Consider the following 19239-nt stretch of genomic DNA (forward strand, 5'->3'; position numbering starts at 1 on the left):
TCAGCCGTCGTTTTGTGCTGCTTCGCGGGCCTCTCGGCGGGCACGGCGCGCAGCACGGCGGGCGCGACGTTCCGCGCGCTCTTGTTCTTCGCGGGCCTTTTGGAAGGCAGGGGACTCTACAAAACGATTGCTCTTGATCCCCTTGTCCTTGAGGACGTTCTGGCGTGCGTCATCATCCAGAACGGGCCAATTTTCACCACCTGAAATGAAACCACCATCCTTGAGCGCGCGTCCGATCACGGAATGATCCAACTCCCCGAAACTCAATCGGCTGGAGCGCTGATTGTCCTTTGGCACCCATTCCGTACGAAGGGCGCCAATCACCAGCGGATCGCATTTGCAGAAGTGGCGAACATTGTCGGTGAGCAGAGTATGCGCCGTGGATTTACGCCTCAGCACCATTGCAACTTTCTGGTCTGGCCGTCCCACCATCGCATAAAGATGCAGCGCCGACCCGTCCGCAGCAATCACCTTGCGCGCCGCTTTATAGCGGGCCAGTTGCGCAGAAAGGCTATGTTCCTGCGGATGATAAATCTCGTAGCCCTCAGCCGCGAGATACGCCTCCATCTGCTCCTCGCCCAAAAGACCACCCTTGCCCAAACCCAGTTTCGAACGAGAGATATAAAGCTTCTCCGGCCCTTCGGGTTTGATGTCTCGCGCGAATTGTGCGTGGATCGCGTTACGGTATTTGGGCGTGGCCTCAGTAATGTCACCAAGCCCAAACCCCTGTCCGGGCACCACCAGTTCCTCGACCATCGCCGGATCAGCCGCTACGCGGATCGGCAGATCTTTTTGCATCAAGCCAACAAATTCGGACTGAAACCCACGTACCTGATCGCGCACGGCCGGACGTTTGGGGATGAACAACACCCCGTCAACCGGTACATCCAGATTGGCCAACGCCCAGAGGCGCGCGGTGCTTTCCACCAGAAAATGCCCGAAATGCGCCCAAAGCACCCCACCCCAAAGCCAACGGCCAGGGATTTTCTGGGTGATTTCCTTGGGCATATCCGGCTCTGTCGTGATGGGGCGGTGCCGCCGCCACAAAGCACCCTCATGGCAATAGCTGCCATCTTCGCGCAGAAGACCCGCAGCCTGAACCATGCTGCTCTCAACCGGTGGGACCACGGTGACGTTGCGCAACACCGTCATACTCTCCGACCAGCCCCCTTTCGGAGAAGGGAGCTGCGTGGGATCAAGTTCGCCAGCTGCGCTCATCGGGTGCTTACCTCGGGCTGCGCTTGGCGAGGATGCGCTGCAAGGTCCGACGGTGCATGTTCAAACGACGCGCGGTTTCCGAGACGTTGCGATCGCACAGTTCATAGACACGCTGGATATGCTCCCAGCGCACGCGATCTGCGCTCATCGGGTTTTCGGGGGGCGGTGGCAACGCATCATCGCCTGCCAACAGCGCGTTTGTGATGTCCGTCGCATCCGCTGGTTTTGACAGATAATCTGTCGCCCCGATTTTCACGGCAGCCACGGCGGTTGCAATTGCGCCATATCCGGTCAGAACCACAATGCGACTATCGGGACGTTTTTCACGCAAAACTTCGACCACATCGAGGCCGTTACCATCCTCAAGTCGAAGATCCACCACCGCATAGGCCGGTGGCCGCGCAGTTGCGATTGCCTGCCCCGAAGCCACGGAATCTGCGGTTTCAACCGCAAATCCACGTTTTTCCATCGCCTTGGCGAGGCGGCGCAGAAATGGTTCGTCGTCATCGACCAAGAGTAGCGAGGGGTCAGGCCCGATCTCGGACTGAGCTGCTTCGGCCATTCACTTTCCTTCCAGCGTCACGCGCATTTATTTCCCGAGATATTACGTCTCGGAACTGAAACGTCAAATCACTGCCGAGTTTCAGCTGTTGTCCATGAAGCAGGCGACACGGTCCGCCATCTGCTCTGGCGTCACATCGCGGCGGAAGAAATCGACAAAACCATACTCCGGCAACACCAGATAAGTCATGGTCGTGTGATCCACGAGGTAATAGTCATCATCACCTTCCTGCGCCTTGTAATAGGTCTTGTAAGCTTGGCTCGCAGCTTTGATCTGCTCAGGCGATCCGGTCAGACCGATCATTTTCTCATGAATATTATAGGCGAAATCTCCGACCACTTCGGGCGTGTCCCGCTTAGGGTCGATGGAGATGAAAACCGGTGTTGTCGAATATCCACGTTCCTCCAGCACATCCACTGCATCGGCATTGCGTGCAGCATCGAACGGGCAGACATCCGGGCAGAACGTATATCCGAAGTAGACGAGGGACGGTTCGGTAATCACGTCTTTGTCGGTAACTGTTTCACCTTTGGCGTTCAACAGCTCGAACGGCCCGCCAATCGCTGCGCTGCCACCTGCAACCGCGCTTGCACGGCACTGCGCAAATGCATCATCAGAACCGTTGCCACGAAGGGTCAGATACCAAACACCCCCCAGAAGGGCGACGACACAGGCAAAAGCCAGAATTGCGATGTTTCTCATCATGTCTTGTTTCCTCACAGACCTGAACGGGCGGGCACTCAGGGAAGACGCACCCGAGTTGATCCCGGTTTGCGGTAGACCTATCAACAATTACCGACGATGCAACGGGAGCAAACGTCACATGAGCGAGACCACCTTTGGCCTGATGAGCGGCCAGGAACGCAGCCACTGGGTCAGGCTGCGCACTTTGATCGTTTTGCGATGGGTTGCCATCATCGGTCAGGCCACCGCAATCGGCGTGGCGCAAACCCAATACGATCTGCAGCTTTCGGTTCTGCCCTGCTATTTTGCCATCGGTGTGTCCGCACTGGCAAATCTGGTCGCGTTAATCGTCTTTCCGGAAAACAAGCGCCTGACGGAGTTTCAGAATTTCCTGATGGTGCTCTTTGATCTGCTGCAGCTGTGTTTCCTCCTTTATATGACCGGCGGGTTGAATAACCCCTTTGCGCTACTGGTTTTGGGACCTGTGACAATCTCAGCTTCGGTGATGGGTCTGCGCTCCACGCTCATTATTGGCACCAGCGCGATTATTCTCGTCACCCTTCTGGTTCCGCTGCATGTTCCCCTAGAGACGGCGACGGGCGAAATCCTGAAGATGCCCTCGCTCTTTGTGTTTGGCCATTGGTGCGCGCTGGTGATCGCGATCATGTTCATGGGCGCCTATTCCTACCGCATCAGCGCGGAAATTCGATCAATGTCGGATGCTCTGGCTGCGACGCAATTCGCCCTGTCGCGAGAACAAAAACTCACCGATCTGGGCGGCGTTGTGGCGGCAGCCGCGCATGAGCTTGGGACACCACTGGCGACCATTAAGCTGACCAGCTCGGAACTCATCGAAGAGTTGGACGACAACCCCGAACTGCAGGACGACGCGCGCCTGATCCGCGAACAAGCCGACCGCTGCCGAGACATCCTGCGTGGGATGGGGCGTGCGGGCAAAGACGACCTGCACCTGCGACAAGCGCCTCTCTCGACATTGGTTCATGAGGCCGCCGAACCACATTTCGACCGTGGCAAAGACATCAGGTTCAGTGAGCATCCCGCTGAGGGCGACGGGCTGAACCAACCCAGCGTGCTGCGTAAACCCGAGATCATTCACGGTTTGCGTAACCTTGTTCAAAACGCCGTCGACTTTGCCCAATCAAAGGTCTGGATCGAGTTGCACTGGAGCGATGACGAAATCACGGTCAGGATCAGTGATGATGGGAACGGGTTTCCGGGCCATCTGCTCGGGCGTCTCGGTGATCCTTTCATGCGACGCCGAAGCTCCCATGCAGACCGTGGGAAACGCCCGGAGTATGAGGGCATGGGGCTTGGATTGTTCATCGCAAAAACCCTGCTGGAACGTACCGGCGCACATCTGGAATTCCTGAACGGTCGCGATGTACGCATTTCGCAAAACCTGACCCCAGCGCAGCAAGGGGCATTGGTGGTGGTGACTTGGCCGCGGCGCAAAATCGACGCAATCAGCGGCGACACCCCTGTGCCAACCGGGGAAAACACTCCAATACAGTTTTAACTATTCACTTTTGGGAAACCAATTAAACTTCACTTAACCATTGTCATGGAAACTGAGCACAAGGAGAAATAGCGAGGCCGTGTCCATGCAAGATTTGATGTCCGTAGAGTGGTTCATTCTGGTGACCCTTTGCATCGCCAGCGCAGCGGTTGCGGTCTGGTTTCTCAACCCCAAGGCAGACGCCAAGGGGATGGAGCATGAATTGTTGATCGCGGATGGTCGCACCGATGCGGTGTTTCTGTTCGATGACCAAACGCTGATCGCATGGTCGTCCGGCGCTCGGAAATTTCTCGATGACAACACCGAGGACTTCAGCTGGGGCAAACTGCGGGACAAACTGTCGCGCTGTTACCCCGGATTGCCTCAATCCCCCGGCTTCTTGCGCGATGTTGGTTCTCTCACGCTGTCAGGCACAGCAGAAGCCGACAATCGCGAGGCGCATTGTGAGTGGATCGACGGTGTCACCCGCGTTCAGTTGCGCCGCGCCGCGACAGATTTGGGGCATGTGGGAGATGATCAGGAACTTACGACCCTGCGTGCAGCGGTTCATCAGGCCCCCTACCCGGTTTGGCTGCAGTCGGACGATGCACGCGTCACTTGGACCAACCTCGCCTATGATCGCCTGAACCAGAAAATCCGCGGTCGCGGCAACGACACCTCTGCACCGCTGTTTCCCAACCTCGACGCCCCGATGAGCAGCGGTCGCGCGGAACGCGTCTCGATTGAGTTGCCGGAAACTGACAAGAAGCTCTGGTACAATGTCTCCACCACCGAAACAGAGGCTGGTTGGCTCTGTCATGCGATGGACGTCAATGCCGTGGTCGACGCCGAAATCGCGCAACGCAACTTTGTGCAGACATTGGCGAAAACCTTTGCTCAGCTCTCCATCGGTCTTGCGATCTTTGACCGCAATCGTCAGTTGGTGCTGTTCAACCCAGTGCTGATCGACCTTACCGCTCTGCCCGCAAGCTTCCTCAGCTCGCGTCCTAATATGATGTCATTCTTTGACCGCCTGCGCGATCAGCGCATGATGCCGGAGCCGAAGAACTATTCAAGCTGGCGTCACCAAATGGCGGATCTATTGGAAGCCGCAGCAGAAGGGCGCTATCAGGAAACATGGTCCTTGCCGTCGGGCTCGGTCTATTCGGTATCAGGCCGCCCGCATCCCGATGGTGCCATTGCCTTCCTCTTTGAAGATATCACTGCCGAGATCACTCTGACCCGTCAATTCCGCTCGGAACTGGAACTCGGCCAGTCGATCCTTGATCACATTGACGATGCCTTTGCGGTCTTTGGTACAGATGGCAGCATGGTCTATTCCAACACCGCCTATCACACGATGTGGAAAACCGACCCTGATGCGAGCTTTGCAAAAATCTCCATCACCGATGCATGCCGCACGTGGCAGGAATTGTCAGGTCCGACCCCCACATGGGGCGAGGTTCGCGATTTCGTCGCTGGCGGCACCAGTGATCGCTCCGATTGGTGGTCGCGCGTGGACATGCGCAATGGCGAGCAATTGCTGTGCCGTGTACAATCCCTGCAAAACGGGTCGGTGATGGTGCGCTTCCAGCAAATCGGTGTCCCGCTCGCGCCGCCCGAACAAGAGCGCTTCGCCGCCCTCAAGGAGAGCTGAACCCGCTTGCGGAGCCTCGCGCGCAACGTCATTGTGGCGCCATGACAAAACGCTCCGCGACCTGCCGACTGCCCAGCAGCGAGGCAACATCAGAATTGGCCTGCAACATCGCCCGGATCCTCGTTCCGGGCGATGTTGTCTTGCTTGAAGGGCCCATTGGCGCCGGAAAAACCCATTTTGCCCGCAGCCTGATCCAATCCCTGATGGACGTGCCCGAGGACGTGCCCTCTCCGACCTTCACATTGGTTCAGACCTATGATGTTCCAACAGGTGAGTTGTGGCACGCAGATCTCTATCGGCTATCGCATGTGGATGAGGTCGAGGAACTCGGGCTGATCGCCGCATTTGACGACGCAATCTGCCTGATTGAGTGGCCCGACAAACTCGACGATCTTTGCCCCAACGACGCGCTCACGCTGCGCCTCTCACTGGACGCGGAGATAGAAGACGCCCGACAAGCAGAGTTTGTTTGGAGCGCTGAGAAATGGAACATACGTCTCGAAGGGATCATGTCATGACCACGCGCGAGATAGAAATTGCGCGCTTTCTGGCCGCGCATGGCTATTCCAGCTGGAAAGCTGCCCCACTCGCCGGTGATGCTTCCAGCCGCCGGTATCAACGGCTGACATCCCAAACCGGAGACAGCGTGGTCTTAATGGACTGGCCAGCCATTGATGGAGGTGACACACGCCCTTTTGCCGAGCTTGCAGAGTATTTGCGCGCGCTTGGCGCTTCAGCGCCTGCGATCCTCGCACAAGATCATGCGCAGGGTTTGCTGCTGATAGAAGATCTCGGCGATGCCCTGTTCACCGAAGTGATCGCCGATGATCCGACGATGGAACTGCCACTTTACGAGGCTGCGGTGGATCTTCTGGTGTGTCTGCACGACGCGAAAGTGCCGGACTTGCCATCCCTTGAACCTCGTATCATGGCAGACATGACCGCGCTCGCGTTCAGCGAATACCGGCACACCATACTTGGTGATACCGCAGACGATATCCGCACGCAGTTTGAGCAGAGGTTTGAGGCAGTTTTACGCGATCATCTAGACGGCGATATGGTCTTTGTTCATCGCGACTTTCACGCCCAGAACTTGCTCTGGTTGCCGGAACGGCAAGGCATTGCCAAAGTCGGGGTCATCGACTTTCAGGACGCAAAAGCCGGTCATCGCGCCTATGATCTGGTGTCGCTGTTGCAGGATGCCCGCCGCGATGTCCCTGCTGGCGTCGAGATGCAGATGATTGACCACTATATTCGTCAAACGGGTGTGGATGAGTCCAGATTTCGCAGCGCCTATGCTGTTATCGGTGTTCAGCGCAATATGCGTATCCTTGGCATTTTTGCGCGCCTGTCGCAGCAGTTTGGCAAACACCACTATATCGATCTTGTACCGCGCGTCTGGGATCATTTCGAACGTGGGCTGAGCCACCCCGCCCTCGCCAGCGTGGCGGAGGAATTGCTCTCCGCCCTGCCCGCCCCGTCACCCGAGGCCATGGAAAGGCTGCGCGCATGACTGCCCCGACCGCTGTTATGATCTTTGCTGCCGGATTTGGCACCCGCATGGGCGCGCTCACAGCCGACAGACCCAAGCCGATGATCCCCGTGGCCGGGCGGCCGCTGATTGATCATGCGCTGGATCTGGTCTCTGACATCTCGCCCCAGCGCATTGTTATCAATACGCATTACAAGGCCGAGGTTCTGGCGACCCACCTAGAAGGTCGCGATGTCCTCATCAGTCATGAGGGGGACGAAATCCTTGATACCGGTGGTGGGCTGAAACAAGCGCGCGACCTGCTCGATGCCACCTGCAGCTATACGCTGAACCCCGATGTTGCGTGGCGCGGGCCCAATCCTCTCATGGTGTTGCGCGACGCTTGGCGACCGGAACACATGGATGCGCTGTTGCTCTGCGTGCCGACCGCGCGCGCCGTGGGGCGACTGGGGGCCGGAGATTTCACCGCAAGTAACGCAGGTCACATCAGCCGTGGGGGCGATCTCGTCTACACCGGTGCGCAGATCATCAAACTTGACCAGCTAGATCGCATGACTGAAAAGGTTTTCTCCCTCAACGCCTTATGGGATCTTCTCATTCCCGACGCACGCGTCTCGGCGGTTGAATACCCCGGCCACTGGTGCGACGTGGGCCGCCCCGAAGGCATCACCTTGGCCGAAAACATGATGGCGCATGCAGATGTTTGACCCCAGCCAGACCACACCGCGTCTGTTCGCCGTTCCTTGCGGTGTGGATTTCCCGCGCGCGCTTGTGGATGGGCTAAGCCAGCGATTTGCAGATCAACCACCAGAGGCGCTGGCCCGGGTTGAGCTGATCCTGAACACAGAACGTATGCAGCGCCGGGTGCGTCAACTGTTCGACAGCGGCCCGGCGCGGCTTTTACCACGCATTTCGCTGCTCTCAGGCCTCAACAAACAAGCCAATCTACGCGGTCTGCCCCCGGCTTTGCCGCCGCTGCGCCGCCGGTTGGAACTGTCACAACTGATTGCAAAACTCCTCGATGCGCAGCCCGATCTGGCGGCGCGCTCATCGCTCTATGATCTCTCGGACAGTCTGGCCGAGTTGATCGACGAGATGCAAAGCGAAGGCGTGACCACCGACCAGATCCGCGCGCTGGATGTGTCGGATATGTCCGGGCACTGGAAACGCGCGCAGGATTTCATCGGCATCGCCGATCAGTTTGTCGAAATGCACGAAGGCGCGCTCGATGTGAATGCGCGGCAACGGCAGGTGGTTCTGGATCTGATTGCGGAGTGGGAACACACGCCCCCGCAACACCCGATCATCCTGGCAGGCTCCACCGGTTCGCGCGGCACCACGCTCTTGCTGATGGAAGCCATCGCGCGCCTGCCGCAGGGCGCTGTGGTCCTGCCGGGGTTCGACTTTGACCAACCAGAGGACGTCTGGGACAGTCTGGCCGACGGGTTGGTCGCCGAAGATCACCCGCAGTACCGCTTTTTCAAGTTGATGCGCGATCTTGATCTGCGCCCGCGCGACATTCGCGCTTGGATCAGCACGAAACCCGTATCCCCACCGCGCAACAAGTTGATTTCACTGGCTCTGCGCCCCGCGCCCGTGACCGATGCATGGATGAGCGAGGGCACGCACCTGACCGATCTCGACCAAGCCACCGACGCATTGACGCTCATCGAGGCCACAAGCCCCCGGAGCGAGGCCTTGGCAATTGCACTGCGTCTGCGTCAGGCCGCCGAGGACGGGCAGACGGCGGCATTGATCACACCGGATCGGATGCTCACCCGACAGGTCTCTGCCGCGCTGGATCGCTGGAACATCCTGCCGGACGATTCCGCGGGTCTACCGCTACAGCTGTCGCCACCGGGTCGGTTCCTGCGCCATGTCGCGGATCTGTTTTGTCGGCCCTTGCAGGCCGATATGCTGCTGACACTGCTGAAACACCCGTTGACCCACTCCGGCGAGGAGCGTGGTTTGCACCTGCTGCACACCCGCGATCTTGAACTTCATATGCGCCGCTATGGTCCGCCCTTCCCGGATCATGAGAGCCTGAGCGCCTTTGGCACTACGCGCGACCTGCAACCGGGCTGGTCTGACTGGCTCGCCCATAGCTTTGCCGGACGCGAGCAGACGGGCCTGCGCGCATTGAGCAATTGGGTCGCTGACCTGCGTACAACCGCCGAGTTTATCGCTGCGGGATCGCAAACAGGTGGATCTGGCGAACTCTGGGACAAGAAGGCCGGGCGCAAGGCGCTTGAGATTTTTGAAGAGCTTGAAGCCGAGGCCCCCCATGGCGGCGAAATGACCGCACGCGATTTTGCAGACCTTTTGGGCGCGCTGCTGTCACAAGGCGAAGTGCGTGATCGCGATGCGCCCTATGGGTCTATCATGATCTGGGGCACTCTGGAGGCACGGGTGCAGGGCGCTGATCTGGTCATCCTTGGCGGCCTGAATGAGGGCAGCTGGCCCGAAGCCGCAAGCCCCGATCCATGGCTCAACCGCAAACTGCGCCACGAGGCCGGTTTGCTCTTGCCAGAGCGGCGCATCGGTCTGTCGGCGCATGACTTCCAACAGGCAGTCGCGGCACCCGAAGTCTGGCTCACCCGCGCGGTGCGGTCTGAAGAGGCCGACACAGTGCCCTCGCGTTGGCTCAATCGAATGACCAACCTCCTGGGTGGGTTGCCGGATCAGGGTGGTCAGGCCGCGCTGTCCGCGATGCGCATGCGAGGGCAAGTCTGGCTGGATTGGGCCAGCGTTCTGGATGCGCCGCAGCCCTCGCCGCTCAGCCCCCGACCCTCGCCGCGCCCGCCGGTTGCAGCAAGGCCGCGTCGTCTGACTGTGACGGAGATCCCCAAACTGATCCGCGACCCTTATGCGATCTACGCCAAACACGTGTTGCGGCTGAAACCTGTGGACCCTTTGTTGCAGGAACCCGACGCCCTGCTGCGTGGCACCATCATCCATAAGGTGCTCGAAGATTTTATAAAATCCGCTCAGCAACAGCCAGAAACCCTCACCGCCCGCGCGTTTATCGAGCAATCACAGCGCATCCTGGAGGCAGAGGTGCCATGGCCGGTTGCCCGCACGCTCTGGCTGACACGCTTGAAAAAAGTAGCGGAGGATTTTGTCTCTGGTGAGCGAGAGCGCCAATTGCGTGCCCACCCGTCGGGGTTTGAGAAATCCGGTCAGGTCCGCCTTGATCCCCTCGATTTCGAGATTGCCGCCAAGGCCGACAGGATTGATGTGGATGAACGCGGCATGCTGCATCTTTATGACTATAAAACCGGGGATCCGCCCTCGGAAAAACAACAGAAATCCTTTGAAAAACAGCTTCTGATCGAGACCGCCATGGCGGAGCAAGGCGCATTCGAGGACTATGGTGCAGCGCGGGTGGAACGGTCGCTCTACATCGGGCTGAAGCCTCCGGTGAAAGAGGTCGCGGCCCCTATTCTGGATGAACCACCCGCCAAGGTCTGGGAAGAGTTGCGCAGCCTCATCGAGGCCTATTTTGACGCCGAACAGGGCTACAGCAGCCGCCGCATGGTGCACCGGGATGACTTTGCCGGGGATTACGACCACCTCGCCCGCTACGGCGAATGGGATCGCAGCTCGGACCCTGTGCCGGAGGATTTGACATGAGCCGCAACGCCGCGTCCGAGGCGCAGTTTCGCGCCGCCCGCCCCGATGCCTCCACATGGCTTGCGGCCAATGCCGGATCAGGCAAGACCAAGGTTCTGACCGACCGGGTTGCACGGCTGTTGCTGCGCGGGGTGGAACCGCAACATATTCTCTGTCTGACCTACACCAAGGCCGCCGCCAGCGAGATGCAGAACCGGCTGTTTCAGCGCTTGGGGGAATGGGCGATGCTGCCCGATGCCAAACTGCGCGCGGCACTGGTGGACCTTGGTGCCGAAGATGCCTCTGTCGGGGATGGGCTGGCGCAGGCACGCACCCTTTTTGCGCGCGCGATCGAGACGCCCGGTGGTCTCAAGATCCAGACCATTCACTCGTTCTGTTCGTCGCTTCTGCGCCGTTTCCCGCTGGAGGCCGGTGTCAGCCCGCAGTTTTCCGAAATGGAAGATCGCGCGGCCGCCATGCTGCGTGCGGAAATAACCGAGGACATGGCGCAAGGCCCCGACGCGCATGTGGTTGAGGCTGCGTCCTTTCATATCGGGGGTCTGGATTTTGAGAGCCTGACCGCCGAGATTTGCCGCCGGCAAGCTGGATTTGACCCCAACCTTGACCGCAATGCGCTGGGTGAAGTGTTCGAGCTGCCCGCTGGCTATGATCAGGAGGCGCTGAGATCCGAGGTGTTTCTCGGCAATGAGGCCGACATCCTGTCGCGCACCATCGAGATGCTGAAGTCCGGCGGGGCAACGGATGCCAAGAACGCCGAGAAACTCGCGCGGATTTCCTCCGTCACGCCCGAGGTCCTGCCCATTCTGGAGGATGTGTTCCTCACCGGGAAAAGCGCAAAAGAGCCCTTCAGCGCCAAGATCGGCAGCTTTCCCACCAAGAAACTGCGCGAAAGCCATGGCACGCTGATGGATCAGCTGGAGCCCTTCATGGCGCGGGTCGAAACAGCCCGCCCCCGTCGCCTGGCGCTGGATGCGATGGATAAATCGCTCGTCCTGCATGATTTTGCCCGAGTGTTCCTACCGGAATATGAGCGGCGCAAACAGCTGCGGGGCTGGCTTGATTTCGACGACCTGATCGTCAAGGCGCGCAACCTTCTGAATGATCCAGCGGTGGCGGCGTGGGTGCTCTATCGTCTGGACGGCGGCATCGACCATATCCTTGTGGATGAGGCGCAGGACACCAGCCCGGTGCAATGGGATGTGGTGGAAAAACTGGCGCAGGAGTTCACCGCCGGTGAAGGCGCCCGCGCTGATGTTGAGCGCACCATTTTCGTGGTCGGCGACAAGAAACAGTCGATCTATTCCTTTCAGGGCGCGGACCCGGATGCCTTTGATCGCATGCAGGCGGAGTTCGGGCGCAGGTTGGAGGAGACCGGCGAGGGCTTGCAGAACGCAAGTCTTGCGTTTTCATTCCGCTCCTCTGCGGCGATCCTTGGTCTGGTTGACGTGGTGTTTGATGGTCAGGATAGAGCCGGGTTTGCGCGCGATGCCAAACACCAGGCGTTTAAATCCGACCTGCCGGGACGGGTGGACCTGTGGCCGCTGGTGGAAAAGACAGAGGATGAGGAAGACCGCGATTGGACGGACCCGGTGGACCGCCCAAGCCCGCGCCACCATTCCGTAATCCTCGCAGAGCGGATCGCCGGGCAGATCAAGGAGATGATCGATAGCGGCGTCACCATCCCCGAAGATGGCCCAGAGCGTGGCACGTTCCAGCGCCGCCCCGTTCATGCGGGCGATTTCCTGATCCTTGTGCAGCGCCGGTCGGACCTTTTTTCCGAGATCATTCGCGCCTGCAAGGCCGCCGGGCTGCCAATCGCGGGCGCTGACCGCCTCAAGGTTGGGGCCGAGCTGGCTGTGAAGGATATTGCAGCCTTGCTGCGGTTTCTTGCGCTGCCCGAGGATTCACTGTCACTTGCTGAAGCCCTGAAATCGCCGATCTTTGGCTGGAGCGAGCAACAGCTCTTTGACCTAGCGCATCGACGCACAGAGATGCACCTCTGGCCTGCTTTACGTGCGCGATCTGAAGAATTCCCCGAGACCATGGCGATTCTCGATGATCTTCGCGGTCAGGCGGATTTCCTGCGCCCCTATGATCTGATCGAACGTATCCTGACCCGCCATCTGGGCCGTGCAAAACTGCTGGGGCGTCTGGGCACCGAGGCTGAGGATGGCATCAACGCGCTGTTGTCGCAGGCCTTGGCCTATGAACGCACGGAAGTGCCGAGCCTCACCGGGTTCCTTGTCTGGATGCAGACCGATGATCTGGAAATCAAGCGCCAGATGGGGGCTGCCAGTTCGATGATCCGGGTGATGTCGGTGCATGGCTCCAAGGGGCTGGAGGCCCCGATCGTGATCCTGCCCGACACCACCAAGCGCCGCCCTTCGCCTGCGCCAGAGGTGATGGAGGTCGAAGGCACGCCGCTTTGGCGTATGAGCAGTGACCAGATGCCACCAGCCATGGATGCCGCCCGGGCGTTTGCGCAGGAAAAACAGGCCAACGAACGGTTGCGACTGCTCTATGTGGCGCTGACGCGGGCGGAAAAATGGCTGATCGTGGCCGGGGCTGGAGATCTCGATAAGGGCGGAGACAGCTGGTACCAGCGGGTAGAAGCGGCCCTAAAAACCATGGGCGCCCTGCCCTTTGACGCCCCCGGCGGAGACGGCTTGCGGTGGGCGCATGGGGACTGGAATGCCCCACCGTTTGTACCGTCCGATCTGACCGAAGAAGAAGAGATCACGCTGCCAGACGTCTTTCGCCGCGCAGCCCCCGCCTATGTTGCGCCCACAGCAACCCTGCGCCCGTCCGAAGATCTGGGCGGGGCCAAGGCCTTGCCCGGTGACAGCGGCCTCAGCGAAGAGGAGGCCAAGGCCCGCGGCACGGCGCTGCACCTCCTGCTCGAACATCTGCCGACTGTGCCGCAGGTAGATTGGGACAGTCGCGCCGAACATATCGCGCAGCATGATGACTGGCAGGCTCTGCTGGCGGAGGCGCGGCGGGTCCTCCGCGCACCGGAGTGCAAGGAAGTGTTCGCGCCGAACACGCTGGCCGAAGTGCCCATCACCGCAGATCTGGGTGAGACCCGCATGCATGGCATTATCGACCGACTGGTGGTGACGCCAGACCGGGTGCTTGCGGTCGATTTCAAATCCAACGCGGTTGTCCCCCAAAGCCCCGAAACCTGCCCCGAAGGTCTGTTGCGGCAGATGGGGGCCTATGATGCAGCACTGCGCCAGATCTATCCAGATCGCCAGATTGAAACCGCGATCCTCTGGACGCGCACTGCCACTCTGATGCCGCTTCCGGTCACCTTGATCACACAGGCGCGTGAACGCGCTGGTTTCCAGCGGCTGGAACCTTGACGTCGCCTGCTCGCGTCCATAGGTTCCGGGTCCAGTTGCCAAACTTCTCAGGAGACATACCCATGTCCACCGTAGCCGTTACCGACGCGACCTTCGACGCCGAAGTCAAGAATTCCGATGTCCCCGTTGTGGTGGACTTCTGGGCCGAATGGTGCGGCCCCTGTAAACAGATCGGCCCCGCTCTCGAAGAGCTGGCCGCCGAATACGGCGACAAGGTGAAAATCGCCAAAGTCGACGTTGACAGCAACCCGAACGCCGCCGCCGCAATGGGCGTGCGTGGCATTCCTGCGCTCTTCGTCTTTAAGGATGGCCAAGTGGTATCAAACCGCGCAGGTGCCGCACCCAAAGCTGCACTCAAAAGCTGGATTGACGAATCCATCTGATCTGCCAGCCAGATATGAGTTAGAGAAAGGCGCGTCCCGAGGGAGGCGCCTTTTTTCGTGGCGGATCAGCTCGCCAGTCCCGGACAAAGAAAAAGCCGCCCTGCGTCAGGACGGCTCTTACTTTACCGGATATGTCATCGAGCGTTACAGCGCCGCGATGTCGGCACGGGTCAGGCCGATGTCTTCCAGTTGGTCGTCGCTCAGCTCGGACAGAGCTTTGCGGGTAATGCGAGCTTCATTCCAGTCAGCGAAGTTGCTGCGCAGGTTGAAGAAGAAGTCGACTGCGCGCAGAACTGCGACGGAGCCGGCCGGTGCAATAACGTTGCTTGCGTTTGCCATGATCGTGTTCCTTGATGGTTCCAGCCGACCCCTTGTCGGTTGTTGATGCTCATGTACGATCGTGCAGCGAGTCTCACAATTGCCTATTCTTCAGCCCCGTCTTGCACCCAGTGCATAGCAATTAAGCAGTTATTAAACTTTGCACCCTGCCCTTTGAACCACCCTGATCGGCCCCTGCCCTTGCGGCGGACTGGCGATACTTCCATATAGGTCAGCAAAGAAACGGAGGCTTTTATGGCAGAGGATCAATTCCCCGGCTGGCACGGCACCACAATCATCGGAGTCCGCAAAGGGGGCGAGGTTGTGGTTGCAGGTGACGGACAGGTGTCGCTGGGACAGACCGTGATTAAAGGCAGTGCGCGCAAGGTGCGCAGGCTATCGCCCGGCGGATATGATGTCGTGGCAGGTTTTGCCGGCTCAACCGCCGATGCCTTCACCCTGCTGGAGCGGCTCGAAGCCAAGCTGGAGGCAACTCCCGGACAGCTTCAGCGCGCAAGTGTGGAACTGGCCAAAGACTGGCGCACCGATAAATACCTGCAAAAGCTCGAGGCCATGCTCATCGTCACAGATGGCAAGGAGCTCTATGTCATCACTGGCGCAGGTGACGTACTGGAGCCGGAACATGACGTGGCTGCCATCGGGTCGGGCGGAAACTTCGCGCTGGCTGCGGCGCGGGGCATGATGGACAGCGATCGTGATGCAGAAACAGTGGCCCGTGACGCAATGGCGATCGCCTCAGACATCTGCGTCTACACCAACGGAAACCTCACGGTGGAGCGTATCAGTAAATGATATCGCGCGATGATCTCAGGGCGGCTGTCGGCTCCGGGCTATTGTCCGAAGCACAGGCGGCGTCTTTGTCAGCACTCGCAGACAGCCGACGCGGTGCGCGAGAGGATCTTGCGCCTGGCGATGAGCCGTTTGAGCTGTTCAAGGGCTTCAATGAAATCTTTATCGTCGTCGGCCTCGTGATCCTCGCGATGGGTTGGGTCACTGTCAACACCGCCTCCATGCTCACTGAGATCGTCAATTATCGCACTCAGGCCACTTCGGCTGCTCTGTTTGGTGCGGTGATCCTTTGGGGACTTTCCGAGTATTTTATTCGCCGCCGCCGCATGGTCGCCCCCGCCATCGCCTTGTCGGTGATGTTTGCCGGAAACGCCGCAACCGGTTTCATCGCACAATACGCTCAGCCCTTCATGATCGCGCAGGAGGATTATTCGTCCTTGCCGATGGCCCTAGGGCTTTCGACGCTGGCGCTTTTTGTGTTCTGGGGCCGGTTTCGTGTGCCCTTTGCCATGGCGCTGATCGCGCTTGGCTTGTTCGCGGTTGCCCTAATCGTTGCAGCCGATCAATCCGGCGTCCCCACCGAGCTGGGTGATCTGTTCCTGCTGAGTGCCAACGGCCCGTTTGCATGGATCACATTGGCGGTGGGTCTGTTGGTCTTTGCGGTCGCCATGGCCTTTGACCTCAGTGATCCCCACCGCGTGACCCGCCGTTCCGCTCAGGGCTTTTGGCTGCATGTGGTGGCGGCCCCCGCACTGGTGAATACCATCGCGCTGTCGCTCCTTGAACGCGATCAAGAGGTGGTGCTTGCGCTGGTTCTTGGCTTCTTCGCGCTCATTGCCATCGTGATTGACCGCCGGTCGTTCCTGATTACCGCCATCGGCTATATCGTAGCTCTGAGCACAACCGTCTTCGACAGCGAGGGCACCGGGATCAGCATCCTGATGCTTGGCGTGGTTCTGGTGATCCTTGGTGCCTTCTGGGCCCGGATTCGCGCAGTGCTGCTCTCGCTCTTATCTGGTGTGCTGCCGCTTCATCGGCTGCCACCTTCTCACTGACCTCAAGGGATAGACATGACTGATCTGACCCCCCGCGAAATCGTTTCCGAACTCGACCGGTTCATTATCGGCCAAAAGGACGCCAAGCGCGCTGTCGCCGTGGCCCTGCGCAACCGCTGGCGGCGCAAACAGTTGCCAGATGATCTGCGCGACGAGGTGCATCCAAAAAACATCCTGATGATCGGCCCCACCGGCGTCGGCAAAACCGAGATCTCGCGCCGTCTGGCCAAACTCGCCCGCGCGCCTTTCATTAAGGTCGAGGCCACCAAGTTCACCGAGGTCGGATATGTCGGTCGCGACGTTGAGCAGATCGTGCGTGATCTGGTGGACACAGCCATCGTACAGACCCGCGACCACATGCGTGAGGACGTGAAGGCAAAGGCGCATCAAGCTGCCGAAGACCGCGTCCTTGAAGCGATCGCAGGTAGCGACGCCCGCGAGAGCACGCTGGAGATGTTTCGCAAGAAACTCAAAGCGGGTGATCTGGACGACACGGTGATTGAATTGGACATTGCCGATACCTCCAATCCAATGGGCGGCATGTTTGAAATTCCCGGTCAGCCGGGCGCAAACATGGGGATGATGAACCTCGGCGATCTGTTTGGCAAAGCCATGGGCGGGCGCACCACGCGCAAAAAGCTCACTGTAGCAGAGAGTTATGATGTGCTTATCGGTGAAGAAGCTGACAAGCTCTTGGACGATGAAACCGTCAATAAAGCGGCCCTCGAAGCAGTTGAGCAGAACGGCATCGTCTTCCTTGATGAGATCGACAAAGTCTGCGCCCGTAGCGACGCACGCGGTGGCGATGTCAGCCGCGAGGGTGTGCAGCGTGACCTGTTGCCGCTGATTGAAGGCACCACCGTCAGCACCAAACATGGCCCGGTCAAAACCGACCACATCCTGTTTATTGCCTCCGGGGCGTTCCATATCGCGAAACCCTCGGATCTGCTGCCGGAACTTCAGGGTCGCCTACCGATCCGCGTCAATCTGCGCGCCCTCAGCGAAGAGGATTTTGTGCGTATCCTGACCGAAACCGATAACGCGCTGACCCGTCAGTATGAGGCGCTTTTGGGAACGGAAAAGGTCAAAGTCACCTTCACCAAAGAGGGCATCCATGCACTTGCCCAGATCGCAGCGGAGGTGAACCACACTATTGAGAACATTGGTGCGCGGCGTCTTTATACAGTGATGGAACGGGTCTTTGAGGAAATCTCCTTTGCCGCACCGGACCGTTCTGGTGAGGAAATCACCGTGGACGAGGCCTTTGTGAACAAAAACCTGGGCGAATTGACCAAGTCTACCGATCTCAGCCGCTACGTCCTCTGACGAATATCGCTATCGGTGGCTAGACCTTTGCGCATCATTCGCTACCTTGCCCGAGACTGGTTCCGGGTGGGGTTGGCGTTTGATGGGCGAGGGGTCATGACATGAAAAAAAGCGTGCTGGCGCTTTGCGTCTCGCTCTTGCTCGCGGCCTGTGCTGATCGCGATCTGATGCCCATTGTGCCAGAGGCGGTAAACATCGGCACGCCTTATACGGTTTTCTCCACCACCACCCGAGAACAAGAGGCAGATGGCACCTTTGGGTTTCGTCGCTCTGAGGAACTCAGGATGGTGGAGATGACCGTCACCATCCCCCCAAGCCACAGCCCGGGAGAGCTCTCTTACCGATACAAGAACCCAGATCCGCGTAAAAACTTCACCATCGCTCAGGAGCTCCCCGTCGATAGCGTCAGCGACCTGCGCGCACGGTTTCTGCGTGAGCAACGCGAAAACAACTGGCCCTTGCGCGAGGTGACGATCTTTGTGCATGGCTACAACAGCACCCATCCGGAAACGGCTTATCGCGCCGCGCAAATGGCCCATGATGTAAAGCTACCCGGATCACTGGTGATGTATTCCTGGCCCAGCCGTGGACGCGCCTTTGGTTATGCCTATGACATCGACAGTATGCTTTTTGCTCGGGACGGGCTGGAAGAAACCGTGCGCCGTGTGAAACAGGCCGGTGCTGAACGCATTATCCTCGTGGCGCATTCCATGGGGACGGCGCTCGCAATGGAGATGCTCCGGCAGGCCGATTTGCGCAACCCCGGTTGGGCTGCACGCACATTGAACGGTGGGGTGATCCTCATTTCGCCCGATCTGGATGTGGATGTGTTTGACAGTCAGATGATGGATCTCAAACGCGTACCGCAACCCTTTGCGGTGATGGTCTCGGAGAAAGACCGCATTCTCAATATCTCTGGTCGCCTGCGTGGGACCAGTCAGGGTGAGCGACTGGGTAACATCAAATCAGCCGACCGGCTTGAGAGATGGCCAATCGAAGTGATTGACCTGACCGCATTCAACGCCGATGCCGCATCGGGGCATTTCGTGGCGGCAACATCTCCTAGTTTGCTGGCGGTTTTACGATCCGCCAGCAATGTCAGCAGAGTGTTTGGCCCCGTCGACCCCAGCTTATTGCAGCAAATCCTGCCGCAATCTCAGACGATTACCAATGAACATGGAAAGCTGATGCTAGAGCGGCAACAGCGCCGGGAAGAGCGCTAA

16 protein-coding genes are annotated in these 19239 nt (G+C 59.2%); 12 read left to right on the forward strand and 4 right to left on the reverse strand.

Translation table 11 applies throughout. The features are described from left to right. From QNI81_RS13760 to QNI81_RS13770, 3 genes are all read right to left on the reverse strand, one after another. The gene (locus QNI81_RS13760) at positions 1 to 1218 is read right to left on the reverse strand and encodes a glycosyltransferase 61 family protein (RefSeq protein ID WP_283966870.1); all 1218 of its coding nucleotides are present in this window, start codon (positions 1216 to 1218) and stop codon (positions 1 to 3) included. Between the two features lie 7 nt (positions 1219 to 1225). Beyond that, entirely contained in the window at positions 1226 to 1780 is a 555-nt protein-coding gene (locus QNI81_RS13765; RefSeq protein WP_005627563.1) for an ActR/PrrA/RegA family redox response regulator transcription factor, read from the reverse strand. 81 nt (positions 1781 to 1861) lie between these two features. Further along, positions 1862 to 2485 (reverse strand): SCO family protein, encoded by a 624-nt coding sequence (locus QNI81_RS13770; protein WP_005627565.1) that lies wholly within the window; start codon positions 2483 to 2485, stop codon positions 1862 to 1864. 118 nt (positions 2486 to 2603) lie between these two features. On the opposite strand from QNI81_RS13770, the gene regB reads away from it, so the two are divergent. The 8 genes from regB to trxA all read left to right on the forward strand — a co-directional run bounded on the left by regB (position 2604) and on the right by trxA (position 14507). Beyond that, positions 2604 to 4001 carry a sensor histidine kinase RegB gene (regB, locus tag QNI81_RS13775; protein ID WP_009177587.1) on the forward strand — a complete coding sequence of 466 codons (1398 nt, stop codon included), beginning with the start codon at positions 2604 to 2606 and terminating at the stop codon, positions 3999 to 4001. 85 nt (positions 4002 to 4086) lie between these two features. Further along, a complete protein-coding gene (locus QNI81_RS13780; RefSeq protein ID WP_009178267.1) occupies positions 4087 to 5637 on the forward strand; it encodes a PAS-domain containing protein in 1551 nt (516 codons plus the stop codon). Between the two features lie 41 nt (positions 5638 to 5678). Then, on the forward strand, positions 5679 to 6155 hold the full coding sequence (tsaE, locus tag QNI81_RS13785; RefSeq protein ID WP_283966871.1) for a tRNA (adenosine(37)-N6)-threonylcarbamoyltransferase complex ATPase subunit type 1 TsaE: 477 nt from the start codon (positions 5679 to 5681) through the stop codon (positions 6153 to 6155). Next, positions 6152 to 7150: an aminoglycoside phosphotransferase family protein gene (locus QNI81_RS13790; protein WP_283966872.1), complete on the forward strand. Its 999-nt coding sequence runs from the start codon at positions 6152 to 6154 to the stop codon at positions 7148 to 7150. The genes tsaE and QNI81_RS13790 overlap by 4 nt, the downstream gene beginning before the upstream one ends. Next, positions 7147 to 7836, forward strand: coding sequence for a nucleotidyltransferase family protein (locus tag QNI81_RS13795; protein ID WP_283966873.1), 690 nt, complete (start codon positions 7147 to 7149; stop codon positions 7834 to 7836). Before QNI81_RS13790 ends, QNI81_RS13795 begins: the two co-directional genes overlap by 4 nt. Next, complete coding sequence (gene addB / locus QNI81_RS13800) at positions 7829 to 10762, forward strand: double-strand break repair protein AddB (RefSeq protein WP_283966874.1); 2934 nt, start codon at positions 7829 to 7831, stop codon at positions 10760 to 10762. The genes QNI81_RS13795 and addB overlap by 8 nt, the downstream gene beginning before the upstream one ends. Further along, positions 10759 to 14124, forward strand: a complete 3366-nt coding sequence (addA, locus tag QNI81_RS13805; protein ID WP_283966875.1) for a double-strand break repair helicase AddA — start codon at positions 10759 to 10761, stop codon at positions 14122 to 14124. Before addB ends, addA begins: the two co-directional genes overlap by 4 nt. A 62-nt stretch (positions 14125 to 14186) precedes the next feature. Next, positions 14187 to 14507: a thioredoxin gene (gene trxA / locus QNI81_RS13810; protein WP_005616100.1), complete on the forward strand. Its 321-nt coding sequence runs from the start codon at positions 14187 to 14189 to the stop codon at positions 14505 to 14507. A gap of 144 nt (positions 14508 to 14651) precedes the next feature. Here the strand turns inward: trxA and QNI81_RS13815 are convergent, their stop codons facing one another. Continuing rightward, the gene (locus tag QNI81_RS13815; RefSeq protein WP_005616102.1) at positions 14652 to 14846 is read right to left on the reverse strand and encodes a DUF1127 domain-containing protein; all 195 of its coding nucleotides are present in this window, start codon (positions 14844 to 14846) and stop codon (positions 14652 to 14654) included. Between the two features lie 234 nt (positions 14847 to 15080). On the opposite strand from QNI81_RS13815, the gene hslV reads away from it, so the two are divergent. The 4 genes from hslV (at position 15081) to QNI81_RS13835 (ending at position 19239) form a co-directional block, all read left to right on the forward strand. After that, positions 15081 to 15638, forward strand: coding sequence for an ATP-dependent protease subunit HslV (hslV, locus tag QNI81_RS13820; protein ID WP_283966876.1), 558 nt, complete (start codon positions 15081 to 15083; stop codon positions 15636 to 15638). Further along, a complete protein-coding gene (locus tag QNI81_RS13825) occupies positions 15635 to 16690 on the forward strand; it encodes a hypothetical protein (protein WP_283966877.1) in 1056 nt (351 codons plus the stop codon). Before hslV ends, QNI81_RS13825 begins: the two co-directional genes overlap by 4 nt. Positions 16691 to 16705: 15 nt before the next feature. Continuing rightward, entirely contained in the window at positions 16706 to 18016 is a 1311-nt protein-coding gene (gene hslU, locus QNI81_RS13830; RefSeq protein WP_283966878.1) for an ATP-dependent protease ATPase subunit HslU, read from the forward strand. A gap of 101 nt (positions 18017 to 18117) precedes the next feature. Beyond that, positions 18118 to 19239, forward strand: coding sequence for an alpha/beta hydrolase (locus tag QNI81_RS13835; RefSeq protein ID WP_065321355.1), 1122 nt, complete (start codon positions 18118 to 18120; stop codon positions 19237 to 19239).

Origin of the sequence: Tritonibacter sp. AK171, from assembly GCF_030127025.1 — a bacterium.
Taxonomy (GTDB): Bacteria; Pseudomonadota; Alphaproteobacteria; order Rhodobacterales; family Rhodobacteraceae; genus Epibacterium; species Epibacterium mobile.

Excerpts from the sequence above, each read along its gene's own strand:
- addB (WP_283966874.1), top strand. The coding sequence starts at position 7,829 with ATGTTTGACCCCAGCCAGACCACACCGCGTCTGTTCGCCGTTCCTTGC.
- QNI81_RS13835 (WP_065321355.1), top strand. The coding sequence starts at position 18,118 with ATGAAAAAAAGCGTGCTGGCGCTTTGCGTCTCGCTCTTGCTCGCGGCC.
- tsaE (WP_283966871.1), top strand. The coding sequence starts at position 5,679 with ATGACAAAACGCTCCGCGACCTGCCGACTGCCCAGCAGCGAGGCAACA.
- QNI81_RS13760 (WP_283966870.1), bottom strand. The coding sequence starts at position 1,218 with ATGAGCGCAGCTGGCGAACTTGATCCCACGCAGCTCCCTTCTCCGAAA.
- QNI81_RS13770 (WP_005627565.1), bottom strand. The coding sequence starts at position 2,485 with ATGATGAGAAACATCGCAATTCTGGCTTTTGCCTGTGTCGTCGCCCTT.
- hslV (WP_283966876.1), top strand. The coding sequence starts at position 15,081 with ATGGCAGAGGATCAATTCCCCGGCTGGCACGGCACCACAATCATCGGA.
- QNI81_RS13795 (WP_283966873.1), top strand. The coding sequence starts at position 7,147 with ATGACTGCCCCGACCGCTGTTATGATCTTTGCTGCCGGATTTGGCACC.
- QNI81_RS13790 (WP_283966872.1), top strand. The coding sequence starts at position 6,152 with ATGACCACGCGCGAGATAGAAATTGCGCGCTTTCTGGCCGCGCATGGC.
- hslU (WP_283966878.1), top strand. The coding sequence starts at position 16,706 with ATGACTGATCTGACCCCCCGCGAAATCGTTTCCGAACTCGACCGGTTC.
- QNI81_RS13825 (WP_283966877.1), top strand. The coding sequence starts at position 15,635 with ATGATATCGCGCGATGATCTCAGGGCGGCTGTCGGCTCCGGGCTATTG.
- addA (WP_283966875.1), top strand. The coding sequence starts at position 10,759 with ATGAGCCGCAACGCCGCGTCCGAGGCGCAGTTTCGCGCCGCCCGCCCC.
- QNI81_RS13815 (WP_005616102.1), bottom strand. The coding sequence starts at position 14,846 with ATGGCAAACGCAAGCAACGTTATTGCACCGGCCGGCTCCGTCGCAGTT.
- QNI81_RS13780 (WP_009178267.1), top strand. The coding sequence starts at position 4,087 with ATGCAAGATTTGATGTCCGTAGAGTGGTTCATTCTGGTGACCCTTTGC.
- regB (WP_009177587.1), top strand. The coding sequence starts at position 2,604 with ATGAGCGAGACCACCTTTGGCCTGATGAGCGGCCAGGAACGCAGCCAC.
- QNI81_RS13765 (WP_005627563.1), bottom strand. The coding sequence starts at position 1,780 with ATGGCCGAAGCAGCTCAGTCCGAGATCGGGCCTGACCCCTCGCTACTC.
- trxA (WP_005616100.1), top strand. The coding sequence starts at position 14,187 with ATGTCCACCGTAGCCGTTACCGACGCGACCTTCGACGCCGAAGTCAAG.